Below are 17,746 nucleotides of genomic sequence, written 5' to 3' on the forward strand. Positions count from 1 at the left end.
GCTGTTACTGCAAAAAATCGATGAACAATCATGTCTGATAAAGTTGTCAAAACAGACTCTCAATGGCGAGAGCAGCTGACTGAAGACCAGTTTCGTGTCACCCGCGAAGCAGGCACTGAACCGCCTTTTTCTGGGCTTTACGTGGATCATCATGCCGATGGGATTTATCGCTGCATTTGCTGCAACGAAGCCTTGTTCAAATCGGATGCTAAGTTTGATTCAGGTTGTGGTTGGCCAAGTTTCTCAGCGCAAATCGATCAAGGGGCTATAACCCATCATGCTGACTACAGTCATGGCATGGACCGTACCGAAGTTCGTTGCCATCACTGTGAAGCACATTTAGGCCATGTCTTTGATGATGGCCCTGCGCCAACCGGTTTGCGCTACTGTATTAATTCTGTTGCTTTGGATTTTGATGAGCAAAGCTGAATGGTTTGTTTATATTATCGAAGCCGATAATGGCAAACTCTACACAGGCATAACAACAGATATCGATCGCCGTTTTCATCAACACCAAACTCACCGCGGCGGTGCACGCTTTTTTCATACCAGTCAGGCCAAGAAATTGGTTTATCAAGAAACGCAGCCTGATCGTAGTAGCGCCTCTAAGCGCGAAGCTGCAATTAAAAAACTCTCACGACAAGCCAAACTGACCCTTATCGCTCAGTACTAACTCCATGTATAATGGCGCGTTTTTTCACGTCGCGCTAACACGACCTCATTAACAGGATCTTTCTCTTGCTCAGCACAGCCAATATCACCATGCAATTTGGGGCCAAGCCTCTGTTTGAAAATGTGTCAGTCAAATTCGGTGACGGTAACCGCTACGGTCTTATCGGCGCCAATGGCTGTGGCAAATCCACTTTTATGAAAATTCTGGCGGGTGATCTGGAACCCAGCTCCGGCAATATTAATCGCGATGTGAACGAATCGTTTGCTGTATTGAAGCAGGATCAGTTCGCCTATGAAGATCAACGCGTCATTGATGTCGTTATCATGGGTCAGCCAGAACTATGGAAAGTCCATAAAGAACGCGACCGTATCTACAACCTGCCGGAAATGAGCGAAGAAGATGGCATTAAAGTGGCCGAACTGGAAGGTCAATATGCAGAGCTTGATGGTTATACGGCCGAATCACGCGCTGGCGAATTGTTATTGGGCGTCGGTATTCCGGTAGAGCAGCATTACGGTCCGATGAGCGAAATCGCACCGGGTTGGAAACTGCGGATTTTGCTCACCCAGGTCTTATTTGCTGAACCTGACATCATGTTGCTTGATGAGCCGACTAACCACTTGGATATCAATACCATTCGTTGGCTGGAAGATATTTTGAATCAGCGTAATAGCACCATGATCATTATTTCGCATGATCGCCACTTCTTAAACAGTATTTGTACTCATATGGCCGATATGGATTTTGGTGAGCTACGCGTTTATCCCGGTAACTATGATGACTATATGTTGGCATCGACGCAGGTTCGTGAACGTCAAATGGCCGATAACGCCAAGAAAAAAGCACAAATCAAAGAGTTACAACAATTCGTTTCGCGTTTCTCTGCCAATGCTTCTAAAGCAAAACAAGCCACTTCGCGTCAGAAACAGATGGAAAAAATCCAGCTGGATGACATCAAACCGTCCAGCCGCGTCAATCCATACATCCGTTTTGACCAAGAAAAGAAACTGTTCCGTAATGCACTGGAAGTCAAAAAACTGACTCAGGCTTATGACGATGAAGCGCCGCTTTTCAAAGACTTTAATTTTATGACTGAAGTTGGCGAACGAATTGCCATCATTGGCCCGAACGGTATTGGTAAATCAACACTGGTCAAAACCTTGATGGGCGATTTATCACCGAAAGCCGGTGATGTGAAATGGTCCGAAAATGCCAATATTGGTTATTACGCTCAGGATCATGATCATTTATTCAAGAATGATATGACGCTATATGAGTGGATGTCTCAATGGGGCGGTCCGGAAGATGATGAACAAGTGATTCGCGGCACCTTAGGGCGTTTATTGTTCTCTGGTCACATGATCGATAAAAAAGTGAATGTTTTATCCGGTGGTGAAAAAGGCCGCATGCTATTTGGCAAACTGATTTTACAACGCCCTAATATTTTGATCATGGATGAACCGACAAACCATATGGATATGGAATCCATTGAATCATTGAATATGGCGCTGGAAAACTACGAAGGTACTCTCTTCTTCGTCAGTCATGACCGTGAGTTTGTCTCTTCTCTAGCCACCCGTATTTTCGATATGGAAGTCGAAGGTATTACCGACTTCAGTGGTAGTTACGATCAATATTTACAAAGTCTCGGGATTAACTAAACGTTGGTAATGATAACCGTCCATTTTTCATGCTAATGTAGCGATAATATTCAATGGATCGGAGCAGCCAGTATGAATCACCTTAAACATCACTTCGCTAAGAAATGGACAATTCTAGTCGCCTGTCTGGGCTTACTTTGTTTTGCCAGCCCAGCGGTGACCTATGCAGCATCGGCAACTGAAATTGAGATTGGTGTTGATGAAACATTGAAGAACTTCACCCAAGAAGTAGCTGGAGGCGCCGAGTTTTTAAAACGTGCCAAGGGCGTATTAGTGTTTCCCAAGGTGATTAAAGCGGGATTCGGTATTGGTGGCGAATATGGTGAAGGCGCTCTGCAAATCAATGGTGAAACCACTGATTATTACAACACGGCGGCGGCTTCAATTGGTTTACAGCTAGGAGCACAGAGTAAGTCATTGGTGATTGTGTTTCTTGAAACTGACTCACTGGAATACTTTCGCAATAGCAAAGGCTGGAAAGCCGGTGTAGATGGCTCTGTTGCCGTAGTGGAATGGGGTGGCGGTGAGGATATCAACACGATCGATATTGAAGACCCGATCGTAGGATTTGTTTTCAGTAATAAAGGCTTAATGTTTAACCTGACACTGGAAGGTTCAAAGTTCACTCGGATATACAAATAGCATGACGCAAGAGCATCCCGACTACCCAGAAAAAACCTGTGAAATAGATCGTCTCGTTACCCACGATCGTCTCGTTGAATCGGCGCTTGCCGGCAAAAAAACGCAGCAACGACGTAATGGCGTATACGGCTACCCGGGAGAAACCTTTGAACTTAAAGGTGAAACTTTTGTGATTACGGCTCTTGAGCGTCGAACCTTAGGTGACATGACGCAGCAAGACGCCGAGCAGGAAGGCTTTCCCAGTCTTGAAGTCTATAAACAACTCATTATCAGTATGCATAAAGGTATGGAGTGGAATGAGTCTCATAAGGTCTGGGTACACAGCTTTGAGAAACAAAGCTGATTTAATCTAAAGCCTCAGAATGAAAAGCCTCACACCGCGATAAATCAAATGCTTTATCAGTCGGTAATTGTTTTTGTAATTGACGAAGCGCGGTGCGCATTCCCTCTTCCAGCACCGGGTGATAAATGGGCATAGCCAGGATCTGCGCGATAGTTAATTGTTGTTCAATTGCTAGTGCTAATACATGAGCCATATGCTCTGCCGCAGGCGCCGCCATTTCTGCACCGATCAAACGTCCATTATTTTTATCAGCATAAAGCCGCATTACACCTTTATTTTGTTGGCCTGCTCGCGCCCGCCCCTGATCCTCAAAAAGGGCTTGTCCAATCAACGTATTGGCTTCACTACATTGCTCATAGGTCATTCCGATGCAGGCTATCTCGGGATCGGTAAATACAATCCGCATTGGTGTGCGTCGACAAAAATGTTCAATCGATGCTGAAACTGCGTTATGTCCTGCTATCCGCCCCTCATCCGCAACCTCATGCAATACCATGTTCAGCGAACTCGCATCGCCAGCAATAAAAACGGGCAAGTCTGCTACTTGCATCGTATGAGGGTTAATCTCGGGTATCCCCTCGTCATTCAAGGGCACCCCCAAACATTCCAGTCCGATATGTTTCAGGTTCGCTTGTCGCCCTATTGCAGCAACGACCTGATCGACTTCAACTGAAACATTGCCAGCGCTTACCAGAACACCGTTAGCAGTCTCACTGAGCTCAGCTTTATCGCCTGAGTATATTGGAAATTCTGCTTGTAATAGTTGATGTATGCTTTGATTCACCTCAGGATCAGTCAAGCCAGCTAACTGCTGTGTGGAAGAAAATGCCGTGACATTAATGCCAAGACGCGACAACGCCTGAGCCATTTCAACACCAATAGCGCCCATTCCAATAACAGCGATACGTGACTTTAAATCTGACTGTTCAAACAAGCTGTCTGTGGTCAGCAGCTTGTTTTCTAATGTTTTCCAGTCTTCGGGAACGATGGGCGTAGAGCCCGTTGCAATAATAATTTTTTTACACTGAAAAATCTGATTATTAACCTGAACCTGATTGTATGACAGCAGTTTAGCTCGTCCCGTTACAACCCTATTACCTAAGTCGTGAACAGATTTCATGACACCAGATACATAATAATCACGCAGCTCACGTACGCGGCTGAATACCGCGGGCAGATCAATGGCAAGACTTTCTGCTTGACGAATCCCAAACGTGTCAAAGCAGTGTCTGCGATGATAAGCATTAGCGGCTTCAATCAGTAGCTTAGATGGCATGCACCCGACTCGGGCGCAGGTTGTGCCATATTCACCTGCATTGATCAAAAGAAAATCATCAGTCTGCTTTTGAACCTGCTTGACCGCAGCAAGCCCTGCCGTCCCAGCTCCGATAACAATGATCTCTGTCGTTACTGGTAATGTCATTAAATCGTCGATTTAGTCACAAATTAGTCTTCGATCCGAAACCCTACTTTTATCGTCACTTGCCAGTATTTCACACCGCCCGATTCAATATAACCGCGCGTTTCCACCACTTCAAACCAGTGCATGTTTTTAATACTTTCTGACGCTTTGCTGATGGCATTTTGAATCGCCTGATCAGAACTTTCTGTTGAACTACCGGTTAACTCAATTAATTTATACGTATGGTCGCTCATTACTTATCTCCTTGTCTTAATCCCATCATCAAAGGTTTCATAACTCACCTTGGTTACCATCATAAAGCCTAATAAAGGGAAGTTTCCAGCTTAGGCGTATAGTTGAATAAATTAATGATTTTTCTATCTTTTACCGTGACAGAGTTGTATAATTATTCGTTTACCATCTCGCTTCATCAGTTTTGCGTTCAAAAACTGATCTTTCACAGGTTTTACCATGTCCACAGAACAACCCGATCTAATCCCCTCATTTAGTGAGTTGGGAATAGCCCCTGCTATTGTCAAAGCCATTCAAGAGGCCGGTTATGAAACCCCGTCTCCGATTCAGGCGCAAAGTATTACTCCGCTGCTTGAAGGGCGTGATCTACTGGGACAAGCACAAACTGGTACTGGTAAAACAGCGGCGTTTTCATTACCACTATTGAGCCGCTTAAACGATCGTCAGAAAACACCTCAAATGTTAGTGCTGACACCGACTCGCGAATTAGCAATTCAGGTTGCTGAAGCCATTCAAGGTTACGGCCGTCATATCAAAAATTTCCATGTATTACCTATTTACGGTGGTCAAAGCATGGGAATTCAATTACGCCAGTTGCAACGTAACCCACAGGTTATCGTTGGCACACCAGGTCGTATATTAGATCATATCCGTCGTGGCAAACTGGCACTGGAAAACCTGCAATCGCTGGTGTTGGATGAAGCTGACGAAATGCTACGCATGGGCTTTATCGATGATGTTGAAACTATCCTGCAGGAAACACCTAAAGACCGTCAGGTTGCCTTATTCTCGGCCACGATGCCCAAACCGATTCACCGGGTAGCTCAGCGTTATCTGAACAACCCTGTTGAAGTCCATATCAAATCGAAAACATCGACCGTTGATACTATCAACCAACGTTACTGGCAGGTAACTGGCTTGCATAAGCTGGATGCCTTAACCCGTATTCTTGAAGTCGAAGAGTTTGATGGCATGATTATTTTCGTGCGCACCAAAAACTCAACCGTGGATCTGGCTGAAAAGTTAGAAGCACGTGGTTACGCCAGCTCACCATTAAACGGTGATATGAATCAGGCTCTGCGTGAAAAAACCATTGAAAAGATGAAAGCCGGCAAGATTGATATTTTGGTAGCTACCGACGTCGCGGCACGTGGCCTTGATATCCAACGTATGAGCCATGTCGTCAACTACGATATTCCTTACGATACTGAATCCTACGTGCACCGTATTGGTCGTACCGGTCGTGCAGGTCGTAAAGGTGAAGCTATCCTCTTTGTTGCCCCACGCGAAAGACGTATGTTAGGCGCCATTGAGAAAGCCACTAAGCAGACTATCACTCGTATGCAACTACCTAGTAGTGAAGATATTGCTGATCGTCGCGTGATGTCATTCAAACAACAAATGACAGAAACCATTGAATCGCAGGATCTGGCATTTTTCGAAAAACTCATTACTTCTTATCAAGAAGAACATAATGCTGATCCCGTTGAGGTGGCAGCTGCTTTGGCGTTTTTGGTACAAAAGCATCGCCCATTGAAACCGGTCAGCCACGTTAGCGAACGTAAGCAACCGAGAGAACGTGCAGACAGAGACTCGCGTCAAACTAACCGTGAACCACGTTCAGAGCGACCAGAACGTGCTCCCCGCGCACCACGTACACGGGCTGAACACAAGCCTGAAGAAGGTATGAAAACCTACCGTGTTGAAGTCGGTGCAGAACATAATGTTGAGCCTAAACACTTAGTTGGTGCGATTGCCAATGAGGCAGGTCTTGAAAGTCAGCTGATTGGTCGTATTTCAATTATGGATGACCACAGCTTTGTCGACTTACCGGATGGTATGCCTAAAGACATTTTCCAGCATTTGCGTAAAGTCTGGGTCAATCAGCGCCAATTGCAGATCAGCATGCCTGACAGCACGCCAGATGTGATGGAAAAACCGGCTATACCAGCACGCCAAAAGCCAGGTAGAACGAAAAAGCGCCCTGCTATCGCAGCCAAAAAGCGTCAATCTAAAAGCCGACCAAAACCGTCTTAATCGTCATACAGTAAAGTAAAAAATCAGGTCCGATCATTTATCGGGCCTGATCCTTTCCACGCTTCCTCAATTAAATCAGCCATGCCACAATAGCCGCATGCTGAATATTATCTGGATTGCTTTTTTTCTTATCGCCTTTATCGTTGCGCTGTTCAAGTTGTTGGTATTGGGCGACCAGCTAATCTTCTCCCAACTCATGGAAGCGATGTTTGCGCTTTCTAAAACCGCCTTTGAAATTTCACTTGGTTTGACCGGTATTCTGGCTTTATGGCTGGGCATTATGAAAATTGGTGAACGTAGTGGCTTTGTGGAGTGGCTCACGCGCGGTTTGACACCGTTATTTACCCGTCTGATGCCTGAAGTACCTAAAGATCATCCTGCTTTAGGTTCCATGGTAATGAATATCTCAGCCAATGCATTAGGTTTAGATAATGCGGCAACGCCTTTAGGCATTAAGACAATGAAAGAATTGCAAAGTCTTAATCCGTTTAAAGACACAGCCAGTAATGCCCAAATTTTATTTTTAGTGATCAATACCTCTGCTGTCACCTTATTCCCCGTCACTATTTTTACTTATCGGGCACAAATGGGGGCAGCAAATCCGACAGATGTTTTTATTCCCATCCTGCTAGCCACCTATATGTCGACTTTTGTCGGCTTGTTGGTTGTTGCATCGGTCCAAAAAATTAATTTACTCGACCGTGTTGTGATGGCATATCTAGGTGGTTTTACATTACTGGTAGTGGCGATACTTGGGTATTTCTCTAGCCTGTCTCAGCAAGCAATGCTGACGCAGTCCGCTCTGATTAGTAATGTGATCCTGTTCAGTCTGGTCACCTTATTTATCAGTACAGCAGCCATAAAAAAAGTAAATGCCTATGATGCATTTATTGAGGGCGCTAAAGAAGGCTTCCAAACAGCAGTCACCATCATTCCTTATCTCGTCGCAATGTTAGTCGCTATCGGTGTGTTCAGAGCCAGTGGTGCATTGGAGTTATTGTTTGATGCTATGCGAAGTCTGGTACTAAGCTTAGGCTTAGATGATCGCTTTATCGACGCGATGCCGACTGCTCTAATGAAGCCTTTTAGCGGAAGTGGTGCCCGCGCGATGATGGTCGACACGATGCAGACATATGGCGCTGATTCGTTTGCTGGTCGACTGGCGTCAATTGTTCAAGGCAGCACTGAGACCACCTTTTATGTATTAGCGGTGTATTTTGGTGCTGTTGGTATAAAAAATATTCGCCATGCGGTGAGTTGTGGCTTAGTCGCTGATTTTGCAGGCATTATTGCTGCTATCGGTGTTGCCTATTGGTTCTTTGGCTAAAACAAGAATAAGCCGCAAAAATAATATCACTCACTTTCTCAAAATCTGCTAAATTTATTTCCCGTTCAATATCTTGCACCCAGATCAGGCTCAAGCTCATCGCTTGGCTTTCTCCAGGTCAAAGAGACGGTTTTGACTGTCCACTTGGAGACTGTATGTTTGAAAGCCTTAATACAACCGACTGAATCCTGTTATGACCTGATTGCCGACGACCTCGCCAATAATGGTTATTGCGTATTACCCCAACTTTTGCCGGCAGCACTGAATCTGGCACTGCATCGTCGTGTCACACATCTTGATGAAGACGATTTTCAGCGTGCCGGTATAGGTCGTGAACTGGGTTTTCAACTCAATAGCACAGTCCGCCGTGACGAGACACGCTGGCTTAATCCAAAACATGTAACTGATGCTGCCTATATGGATGCAATGGCTACGTTTCGTCTGGCCATTAATCGTCGTTTATTTATGGGTCTGTTTGATTATGAATCACACTATGCCCACTATGCCCCCGGTGCGTTTTATAAAAAGCATCTGGATGCTTTTAAAGGCCAATCAAACCGTGTTTTATCCACAGTGCTCTATCTGAACCCAGAGTGGCACGTTAATGATGGTGGTCAGCTGTTAATCTACGCTCCCGATTCAAATACTATTTTGCAAACCGTCAACCCGAATTTTGGTACGTTTGTCATTTTTCTCAGTGAGCAATTTCCACATGAGGTGGTCAAAGCACAGCGTGATCGCTACAGTGTTACAGGATGGTTTCGTTTACATGACCCACTACAAGCACCTGCGATATGAAACACGATTTTGACATTTTGCAACTTGGTCACCCGTTGTTAAGGCAACGGGCTGAGCCTGTTTATGACATCCTAGCACCAGCGTTTCAGGCGCAGGCTAAAGCCCTTCTGAGTTTCGTAATAGAGAAAGGTGGGATGGGCATTGCCGCGCCACAGGTAGGGATCAGCCAGCAGTTTTTCATTCTGTCCTCACATCCTAATAGTCGCTACCCTTATGCCCCTGACGTGCCACCTTTTTTTGTGATTAATCCTGAGAGAATTGCTCATAGCGACACGTCCAATAAAGATTGGGAAGGCTGTTTGAGCTTACCCGGTATACGCGCATTAGTGCCGCGTTTTGACGACATTACAGTGCGCTATCAAACTCTCGAAGGCGACACCGTTGAGAAGATGTATGACGGTTTTCTTGCGCGCGTATTCCAACATGAGCATGATCACTTAAACGGCCATGTATTTCTGGATCGCGTTGAATCTAATTATGATGTAATGATGGAAAAAGAATGGCAAAAACAGATTGCGCAATCAGCTAAATAACACCTGTTTTTTGTTGCGCCATCTCACTGATAAAATTTAGGCTGTTTATGCTCGAATTTACTGAATATACCAAGTTTCTGATTGCACTTATCGCTATCGTTAATCCGATTGGTATTATCCCCATCTATATCAGTCTGACAGCGCAATATGATTCGGCACAGAAAGCTCTGATTGCCAGACTGGTTGTTATCTCAGCTACACTTATCCTACTGATTGCTGCTTTTTTTGGAGAGATCATTCTGCAATTTTTTGGTATCAGCATTAACTCATTTCGAGTCGGTGGTGGCATTTTATTGTTGCTGATGGCGATCAGTATGCTTAATGATACTCACAAGAATTTGCAGCAGAATAAAACGATGGTCGAACAGTCAGGTGAATCAATTGCTATCGTACCGCTAGCAATGCCATTGTTGGCTGGCCCCGGTGCTATCAGTACGGTCATCATAAATGCATACAAAGGCAATGGCATTGAGCATTATCTATTGATATCCCTCGATATTTTCATACTGGGGTTATTGTTGTGGATAATACTCAAACTGGTGCCATGGATTGCACGGCATATGTCGACTGTGGGCATCCATATTTCCACCAGAATTAGCGGATTGATCTTAGCGGCGATTGCAGTAGAGTTTATTGCCAACGGCCTGAAAGGCCTGTTTCCGGTTTTGATTTAACCGAACATTTTGCCAACAAACTTGCTTAGTGTCTGGCTTCGTTGTGGGTCACGTAACGCTTGCATCACTGGCTCACGCATCCCGGGCACAAACATCAGATCAGCCAGTAGCTGACTGAAAACATCGTAGCCTGATTCATTCATAGCCAGTCGTTCCACGTATTGTTTGCAGAGGTGAGGCAATTTCAACGAGCGCCATACACGTCCACTCAAAACAGCCAAGATTTCTATACTCTGACTGCATTTATGTTGAAGCACATGAGCCACCATCTGATCGACTAGCCCCGTCGCGGGACTGTTGGATGCGGCACGTAAACATGCAGATATCATCGATATATCCGGTTTCTTTTCCTGCAATCTGACATCCAGTCGTTGCGCTAACACTTCAACAATACCTGCTGACGGTGCGGCGTTTTCCAGAAAGGTACAGAGCACATTAAAAGGTTCTTCGGGCAATCGCGGAATCGTCTTGATAAGACCTAAGGTTTCCAGATTGTCATCTAATCTGACTGCGACATCCGCCACACCTTGCATTCCCAGACTCTGCCAACTATCCATCGGCTTTTTACCGGTAAAGTAAGCATAGGCATCAGGATAAAACGGCGAGGCTTTCAAGGCGAGGCTTTTGGTAGCGTGGGCATTAAACGCCGCCATTTTATCTTCACGGGGTGTGAAAGTATAAGGACTGTCTTTTAAGGCTCCCTCAATCTGCTTGCCATCAGTCGCGGCAAGCATGCACTCCCCTACACGCTCAAGCAGCATCATTAAAAATTCATCGCGAGCAGTCTGAATCAGCAGGCCTTGTTCATCTAAGGGAAACGTTAAAAACCAGACATAATGTTTTTCAGCAGCTTCAGGGTGCCAAAAAATCACACCAAACAATGCACTGCGTTGGAAAGGCAATGGATAGGGCTTTTTTGCCCACTCAAAATTAACAAATTCGTCAGCAGTTAGTTTAGTTACACGACGCCCCATATCAAAGACACGGTATTTTGCACCGCTTTGGTGTAAAAACTCTGACAAGGTGGTGATTTTAGCTTCGCTCATAGGTAGGGTTCAGGTTCGATATTCTGCGTTAATTTTGACGTAGTCATAGGAAAAATCACAGGTCCAAACCCAGTCTTCGGCCTGTCCTCGCCCCAATTCAACGCTGATGGTAATTTCCGCATCGTTCATTACCTTCTGCCCCTGCTCTTCAGTATAAGCTTTGGCTGGTTGTCCCTGCTCTACAATGCTTACATCACCCAGAGCGATACTGACTTTAGTTAGATCAAAGTCCTTCAAACCACTCCGTCCTACTGCTGCCAAAATACGGCCCCAATTTGCATCAGACGCAAATAATGCCGTTTTCACCAATGGCGAATGGGCTATGGTATAAGCAACTTGGCGACACTCTTCCTGACTTTGGCCTTGGCTCACGGCAATCGATATAAATTTGGTTGCGCCTTCACCGTCACGGACGATGGCCTGAGCCAGATAACGACATAATTCCGTCAAAGCGTTCAGTAAACGCTCACCATCATCACCGGTAATGTTTTCAATTGGCGTATTACCGGCCTGACCGGTTGCCATCAACACACAGGCATCGTTAGTTGAGGTGTCACCGTCCACGGTAATACGGTTGAAAGACTGGTTCATCGCCTTGTGCAGCATGGTCTGGAGTACCGCCTGACTTACCGCTGCATCGGTGGCGATATAAGCCAGCATGGTTGCCATATCAGGGCGAATCATACCTGAGCCTTTCGACATGCCGGTAATGGTAACTGTTTTGCCATTTAGCACTAATTGCACTGAACGTGCTTTGGCGATGGTATCAGTTGTCATAATGCCATGAGCAGCATCGAACCAGTTATCTGTAGATAAGGCGTCCACGGCCTCCGGTAACACTGCCGTGATCTTTTCAACGGGTAGCGGCTGACCAATAACACCTGTCGAAAAAGGTAAAACGGCTGCTGTGTCAACGTTTGTCAGTTTAGCAACAGCGTCACAACATTTGGTCGCAGCTTGCATACCTGCTTCACCAGTGCCGGCATTAGCATTTCCCGAGTTAATCAGTAAATATCGCGTCGCCTGCTGTTGCTGATGCGACTTTGCCAGTACCACCGGCGCGGCACAAAAGGCATTCTGGGTATACACCGCTGCTGTATGTGTCCCCTCAGTCATTTCGACCAAGACAACATCTTTTCTGCCTACTTTTTTGATACCAGCACTCACTGTTGCCAGTCGAATGCCTGTTACAGGAAGCAATTCATCCGCTGACGGTGCAGCAAGATTCACTGCCATTAATTAATCGCTCCATGACACTGCTTGAACTTCTTGCCACTGCCACATGGGCAAGGGTCGTTACGACCTACCTTACTGCCATCACGAGTATAAGGCTGTGCGGCTTCGGGCATTTCCTCTTGTTCCGGTTCATCATTACCCATTTGTTGGGCTTCTTCATGCTGGTATTCAACCTCGGCAGTTTGACGACGCTGTTCATTGACTGCGTCAACGTCTTCCTGAGCACGTACCTGCACCATCGAAATCAAACGAATTACTTCATGTTTGATGTTATCCAACATGGTAGTGAACAGACTGAATGATTCGCGCTTGTATTCTTGCTTTGGATCTTTCTGCGCGTAACCACGCAAATTAATCCCTGTGCGCAGATAATCCATCTGTGCCAGATGCTCTTTCCACTGCGTATCCAGTGTCTGCAACATGATCGCTTTTTCAAAGTGACGCATCAGTTCTTCACCAACAGTCTCTTCTTTGTTTTTGTATGCGAGTTCTGCTTCTTCAACAATGCGTTCACGCAAGCTTTCTTCATGTAGGCTATCATCTGTTTCCAGCCAGTCACTGATGGTTAACTCCAGTGCATATTGTTCTTTCAGTGCTTGCTCAAGACCAGACACATCCCACTGCTCGTCAATACTATTAGGTGGAATATAAAGGCTGATGGTGTCATTGATAACCGTACTACGCATCGATGTAATGGTTTCCGACACATCATCGGCAGCCATCAGTTCATTACGCTGCTCGTAAACTACTTTCCGCTGATCGTTAGCAACATCATCGAATTCCAGTAATTGTTTACGGATATCGAAATTATGGCCTTCAACCTTGCGTTGAGCATTCTCAATAGCGCGTGATACCCAAGGGTGTTCAATCGCTTCACCCTCTTCCATACCCAATTTCTGCATCAGTCCCGCCATACGGTCAGAGGCAAAAATGCGCATCAAATTATCTTCTAATGACAAGTAGAAACGGGTAGAACCAGGGTCACCTTGACGACCAGAACGGCCACGCAACTGATTATCAATACGACGAGACTCATGACGTTCAGTACCGATAATATGTAAACCACCCGCAGCTAATACAGCATCGTGTCGGTTCATCCATTCCGCGCGAATCGCTTCTTTGGTTTCTTCTGTTGCATCTTCTGGTAATGCATCCAGTTCAGCTTCGAGACTACCACCCAAAACAATATCGGTACCACGACCGGCCATATTGGTCGCAATCGTAACGGTACCTGGACGCCCTGCGTTGGCAATAATTTGCGCTTCTTTTTCATGAAATTTCGCATTCAATACTTGATGCGGAATCTTCGCTTTTGTTAACAGGTTGTTCAGATACTCTGAGCTTTCAATCGATGCCGTACCAACCAAAACCGGTTGTTTACGATCAATACAGCCTTGAATATCTTCCAAAATCGCTTCGTACTTTTCTTTACCCGTTAGATAAATGCGATCCGCTTCATCTTTACGCTGCATGTCTTTATGCGTGGGGATTACCACGACTTCCAAGCCGTAGATTGAATTCAATTCGTAAGCTTCGGTATCAGCCGTACCGGTCATACCTGAAAGCTTGTTATATAAACGGAAATAGTTCTGAAAAGTAATTGAGGCCAGTGTTTGATTTTCGTTCTGAATTTTAACGCCTTCTTTGGCTTCAACAGCCTGATGCAAACCTTCAGACCAACGGCGTCCAGGCATGCTACGACCAGTAAATTCATCAACGATAACGATCTGGTTATCCTGCACCATGTAATCCACATCACGCTGAAATAAAACATGGGCACGAAGTGCAGCCGTCACATGATGCATCAGACCAATATTAGTCGCGTCATAGAGACTGGCATTTTCATCCAATAAACCAGCTTGAGTCAGCATCGACTCTATTTTCTCATGACCGCGCTCGGTGAAATGAACCTGTTTGTTCTTTTCATCGACGGTGTAGTCACCGGGTTTCGTTATCTCATCATCTTCACCTTCACCACCTTCCTGTTTTTCAAGATTAGGGATCAAAGTATTTATTTGCTGATAGAGTTCAGAGCTGTCTTCTGCCGGACCAGAGATAATTAACGGTGTTCTGGCCTCATCGATCAAAATCGAATCAACCTCATCGATAACAGCGAAATTCAATTCACGCTGGACTTTTTCATCCAGACGAAATGCCATGTTGTCACGCAGGTAATCGAAACCAAATTCGTTGTTGGTGCCATAGGTAATATCACAATTGTATGCTTCACGACGTTCGTCGTTATTCATTCCACCAATGATGACACCCGTGGTCAGGCCCAAAAAGCCATACAACTTGCTCATCCAGCCAGCATCACGTGATGCCAGATAATCATTGACTGTAATGACATGCACACCTTCGCCAGCTAATGCATTGAGATAGACGGCTAAAGTCGCGACAAGGGTTTTACCCTCACCGGTTTTCATTTCAGCGATTTTGCCATCATTCAGCACCATACCGCCGATCATTTGCACATCAAAGTGACGCATACCCAACACGCGCTTACTGGCTTCACGAACCACCGCAAAAGCTTCGGGTAAAATATCGTCTATCGATTCACCGTCATTAAGGCGTTGACGGAACTCTGCCGTTTTGGCTTTCAATGTGGGGTCATCAAGCTGCTCAATATCGGCTTCCATTGCGGCAATGTCGTCTACAGACTTGCGCATCTTTTTCAAAATTCGCTCGTTGCGACTGCCAAATATCTTGCTGAAAAACTTGCTAACCATTATCTCGCCTTAGTTGTTTGTTACGGCGCGAACACCGGACATTATTATTAATTGAAAATGCGTGATTATAACGCGGACCCAATTGTGGATTGAAGTTCACTTAGAAACAAGTGGAGACATTCCTATTCGAAAACAAGGGGAATGTTATTTGATGAAGTTATATGGGTTGACGTGTTGACCATCGCGTAACACTTCAAAGTGTACGTGTGGGCCTGTTGATCGACCGGTTGATCCCATCAATGCCAACACCTCACCTTTGCTAACACGATCACCTTTCGCCACATTAATTGTTTTATTGTGCGCGTAACGCGTGACATAACCGTTACCGTGATCGACCTCAACAAGACCGCCGTAACCACCGCGATTACCTACCCAGCTGACAATGCCATCAGCAACGCTGGTTACCGGGCTGCCGGATTTTGCGGCAATATCAAGTCCTTTGTGAAAGGTCTTTTTGCCATTGAATGGGTCTACTCGATAACCGTAAAAGGACGATACCCAGCCACCTTCTACGGGTTTACCGTCTGGAATCCCGGCGGCGATATTATCTTTTGTAATCAAGTATTGCTCTAATGCTGCTAGTGTTTCGTTTTGCGTTTCCAGATCCAACGATAACTGTTTGATACCACTGTCTAATGCATCACTACTAAGGAACATTCCCTCGTCATCCAAACCGCCTTGCGCAGGGTGTTCATCTAATGTGAATTCTGTCGTATCAAATCCAGCGATTTCTGCCAGTCGTTGACTGAGCATTCGCAAACGAATGGTTTCTGCTTGTAGACCACCTAATTGTTTCGCATAGAAATTATCAATAGCATCTTGCTGAGATGCAGAGATTTCCGTTGATTCGGAAGAGCTTTGTTCGGAGATGACATGCGGTATAGCGGAGGCGGGACTGAGGTTGACAGGTTTATTTGCCCAATTAGCGAAGCTGTATGAGCTGATACTAATCAGTGCGACGACTAATGTCATTAACACCAGCAACTTAGCTTTTGTTAGATGCCAGTGCTTATGTGTCTTGTTGTTTGAGGATATAATGATAACCTGCATTTTTATCCTTATCTCCGGTCGTATAACTTATGTCTAACAAACCTGAACACGTCGGCCATATCTACAAGCAAGACAGCCATATGAAATGGTTGACTACGCGTGCGCAACAACTCAACAAGCTCAATATTATTCTGCAAAAAACATTGCCATTGCAATTTAGCAATCATTGCCAACTGGCTAATGTCACCGCGGATACGATCATTATCCACACGGACAAGGCCAGCTATGCCAGTTTGCTTCGTTTTCAGGCACCGCTTGTCTGCAAGACCTTATCAGCGCACTTGCCTGAGCCGGTTAGCAAACTTGACGTCAAAGTACGTCCTCTACAGAGTCTGTCAAAACAAACAAACCATGCTGCAATACATGTATCTACAAAAACAGCGGTGCTGTTAACCAGCACCGCTGCTGAAATCGAGGACGGCCCTTTAAAAACCGCCCTAAACAAACTGGCAAATCGCCAATCGAATCAAACTGATTAGCTGGTCAGAGACGCTGCTGGACGACTGAAAAGAATGGGGGCATCTTTGTCGTCTTCGAAACTAACCAGTTCCCAAGCATCTTCTTGCGCCAGTAGTTTACGTAATAGTTTGTTATTCACTTCATGACCGGATTTGTGACCATTGAATGCGCCGATCAAACTGTGGCCCAGTAAGTACAAATCACCAATGGCATCCAGTACTTTATGACGGACAAACTCATCTTCGTAACGTAAACCGTCTTCATTCAGAACACGGTAATCATCAACGACGATAGCATTATCCATGCTACCACCGAGCGCCAGATTGTTTTCACGCAGTTTCTCGATATCTTTCATAAAGCCGAAAGTGCGAGCACGACTGACTTCACGTACGAACGACGTGGAGGAGAAATCAACATCTACTTGTTGAGGTCGTCCTGTAAAGGCAGGGTGTTCGAAATCGATAGTAAATGAGACTTTGAAACCATCAAATGGCTCAAATTTTGCCCATTTATCACCATCTTCAAGCACTACGGGCTTTTTGATACGGATAAACTGCTTAGCGACATTCTGCTCTTCAATACCGGCAGATTGCACCAGGAACACAAACGGTCCTGCGCTGCCATCCATAATCGGTACTTCAGCTGCATTCAGATCAATATAGGCATTATCGATACCGAGACCAGCAAACGCGGATAACAGATGTTCCACAGTCGACACTCGCTGGCCATGTTCAACCAGTGTCGTCGACAGCGCTGTTTCACCAACGTTTTCGGCTTTGGCTTGAATCTCAACAATCGGATCCAAATCGACTCTGCGGAAAATAATGCCAGTATTAGGGGCAGCAGGCCGCAGGGTCAGATATACCATCTCACCACTATGCAAA

General features: G+C 45.4%; 18 protein-coding genes. 11 read left to right on the forward strand and 7 right to left on the reverse strand.

Going from position 1 to position 17,746, the window contains the following annotated elements; translation table 11 throughout:
• Positions 1 to 30 precede the first annotated feature (30 nt).
• The 5 genes from msrB (at position 31) to MDMS009_RS05405 (ending at position 3,319) form a co-directional block, all read left to right on the forward strand.
• Complete coding sequence (gene msrB, locus MDMS009_RS05385) at positions 31 to 429, forward strand: peptide-methionine (R)-S-oxide reductase MsrB (RefSeq protein ID WP_008290724.1); 399 nt, start codon at positions 31 to 33, stop codon at positions 427 to 429.
• Entirely contained in the window at positions 416 to 673 is a 258-nt protein-coding gene (locus tag MDMS009_RS05390; RefSeq protein WP_008290718.1) for a GIY-YIG nuclease family protein, read from the forward strand. The genes msrB and MDMS009_RS05390 overlap by 14 nt, the downstream gene beginning before the upstream one ends.
• Positions 674 to 738: 65 nt before the next feature.
• Complete coding sequence (locus MDMS009_RS05395) at positions 739 to 2,334, forward strand: ABC-F family ATPase (RefSeq protein ID WP_008290728.1); 1,596 nt, start codon at positions 739 to 741, stop codon at positions 2,332 to 2,334.
• Positions 2,335 to 2,406: 72 nt separating this feature from the next.
• Positions 2,407 to 2,976, forward strand: coding sequence for a lipid-binding SYLF domain-containing protein (locus MDMS009_RS05400; protein ID WP_008290719.1), 570 nt, complete (start codon positions 2,407 to 2,409; stop codon positions 2,974 to 2,976).
• Between the two features lies 1 nt (position 2,977).
• A complete protein-coding gene (locus MDMS009_RS05405) occupies positions 2,978 to 3,319 on the forward strand; it encodes an ASCH domain-containing protein (RefSeq protein ID WP_008290725.1) in 342 nt (113 codons plus the stop codon).
• A gap of 1 nt (position 3,320) precedes the next feature.
• Here MDMS009_RS05405 and MDMS009_RS05410 read toward each other — a convergent pair whose 3' ends face one another.
• Both MDMS009_RS05410 and MDMS009_RS05415 read right to left on the reverse strand, forming a co-directional pair.
• The gene (locus MDMS009_RS05410) at positions 3,321 to 4,742 is read right to left on the reverse strand and encodes a dihydrolipoyl dehydrogenase (RefSeq protein WP_008290733.1); all 1,422 of its coding nucleotides are present in this window, start codon (positions 4,740 to 4,742) and stop codon (positions 3,321 to 3,323) included.
• Between the two features lie 23 nt (positions 4,743 to 4,765).
• Entirely contained in the window at positions 4,766 to 4,975 is a 210-nt protein-coding gene (locus MDMS009_RS05415; RefSeq protein ID WP_008290734.1) for a dodecin, read from the reverse strand.
• Positions 4,976 to 5,192: 217 nt separating this feature from the next.
• On the opposite strand from MDMS009_RS05415, the gene MDMS009_RS05420 reads away from it, so the two are divergent.
• From MDMS009_RS05420 to MDMS009_RS05440, 5 genes are all read left to right on the forward strand, one after another.
• Complete coding sequence (locus MDMS009_RS05420) at positions 5,193 to 7,010, forward strand: DEAD/DEAH box helicase (protein ID WP_008290720.1); 1,818 nt, start codon at positions 5,193 to 5,195, stop codon at positions 7,008 to 7,010.
• Between the two features lie 97 nt (positions 7,011 to 7,107).
• Entirely contained in the window at positions 7,108 to 8,337 is a 1,230-nt protein-coding gene (locus MDMS009_RS05425; protein WP_008290722.1) for a nucleoside recognition domain-containing protein, read from the forward strand.
• 159 nt (positions 8,338 to 8,496) lie between these two features.
• Positions 8,497 to 9,135 (forward strand): 2OG-Fe(II) oxygenase, encoded by a 639-nt coding sequence (locus MDMS009_RS05430; RefSeq protein WP_008290721.1) that lies wholly within the window; start codon positions 8,497 to 8,499, stop codon positions 9,133 to 9,135.
• Positions 9,132 to 9,668 (forward strand): peptide deformylase, encoded by a 537-nt coding sequence (gene def, locus MDMS009_RS05435; protein ID WP_008290729.1) that lies wholly within the window; start codon positions 9,132 to 9,134, stop codon positions 9,666 to 9,668. The genes MDMS009_RS05430 and def overlap by 4 nt, the downstream gene beginning before the upstream one ends.
• 47 nt (positions 9,669 to 9,715) lie before the next feature.
• Positions 9,716 to 10,342: a MarC family protein gene (locus tag MDMS009_RS05440; RefSeq protein WP_008290723.1), complete on the forward strand. Its 627-nt coding sequence runs from the start codon at positions 9,716 to 9,718 to the stop codon at positions 10,340 to 10,342.
• Here MDMS009_RS05440 and MDMS009_RS05445 read toward each other — a convergent pair.
• The 4 genes from MDMS009_RS05445 to MDMS009_RS05460 form a co-directional block, all read right to left on the reverse strand.
• A complete protein-coding gene (locus MDMS009_RS05445) occupies positions 10,339 to 11,388 on the reverse strand; it encodes a DUF3549 family protein (RefSeq protein ID WP_008290735.1) in 1,050 nt (349 codons plus the stop codon). The genes MDMS009_RS05440 and MDMS009_RS05445 overlap by 4 nt on opposite strands.
• A 9-nt stretch (positions 11,389 to 11,397) precedes the next feature.
• Positions 11,398 to 12,624, reverse strand: coding sequence for a bifunctional glutamate N-acetyltransferase/amino-acid acetyltransferase ArgJ (gene argJ / locus MDMS009_RS05450; protein WP_008290727.1), 1,227 nt, complete (start codon positions 12,622 to 12,624; stop codon positions 11,398 to 11,400).
• Entirely contained in the window at positions 12,624 to 15,353 is a 2,730-nt protein-coding gene (secA, locus tag MDMS009_RS05455; protein ID WP_008290732.1) for a preprotein translocase subunit SecA, read from the reverse strand. The genes argJ and secA overlap by 1 nt, the downstream gene beginning before the upstream one ends.
• A 144-nt stretch (positions 15,354 to 15,497) precedes the next feature.
• On the reverse strand, positions 15,498 to 16,325 hold the full coding sequence (locus MDMS009_RS05460; RefSeq protein ID WP_154646984.1) for a M23 family metallopeptidase: 828 nt from the start codon (positions 16,323 to 16,325) through the stop codon (positions 15,498 to 15,500).
• 107 nt (positions 16,326 to 16,432) lie between these two features.
• Here MDMS009_RS05460 and MDMS009_RS05465 point away from each other — a divergent pair, with 107 nt between their 5' ends.
• Positions 16,433 to 16,882 (forward strand): DciA family protein, encoded by a 450-nt coding sequence (locus MDMS009_RS05465; RefSeq protein WP_081443600.1) that lies wholly within the window; start codon positions 16,433 to 16,435, stop codon positions 16,880 to 16,882.
• Here the strand turns inward: MDMS009_RS05465 and lpxC are convergent.
• Entirely contained in the window at positions 16,879 to 17,745 is an 867-nt protein-coding gene (gene lpxC, locus MDMS009_RS05470; RefSeq protein ID WP_237700483.1) for a UDP-3-O-acyl-N-acetylglucosamine deacetylase, read from the reverse strand. The genes MDMS009_RS05465 and lpxC overlap by 4 nt on opposite strands.
• Position 17,746: the final 1 nt, after the last annotated feature.

Source organism: Methylophaga thiooxydans DMS010, from assembly GCF_000156355.1.
GTDB classification, from domain to species: domain Bacteria; phylum Pseudomonadota; class Gammaproteobacteria; order Nitrosococcales; family Methylophagaceae; genus Methylophaga; species Methylophaga thiooxydans.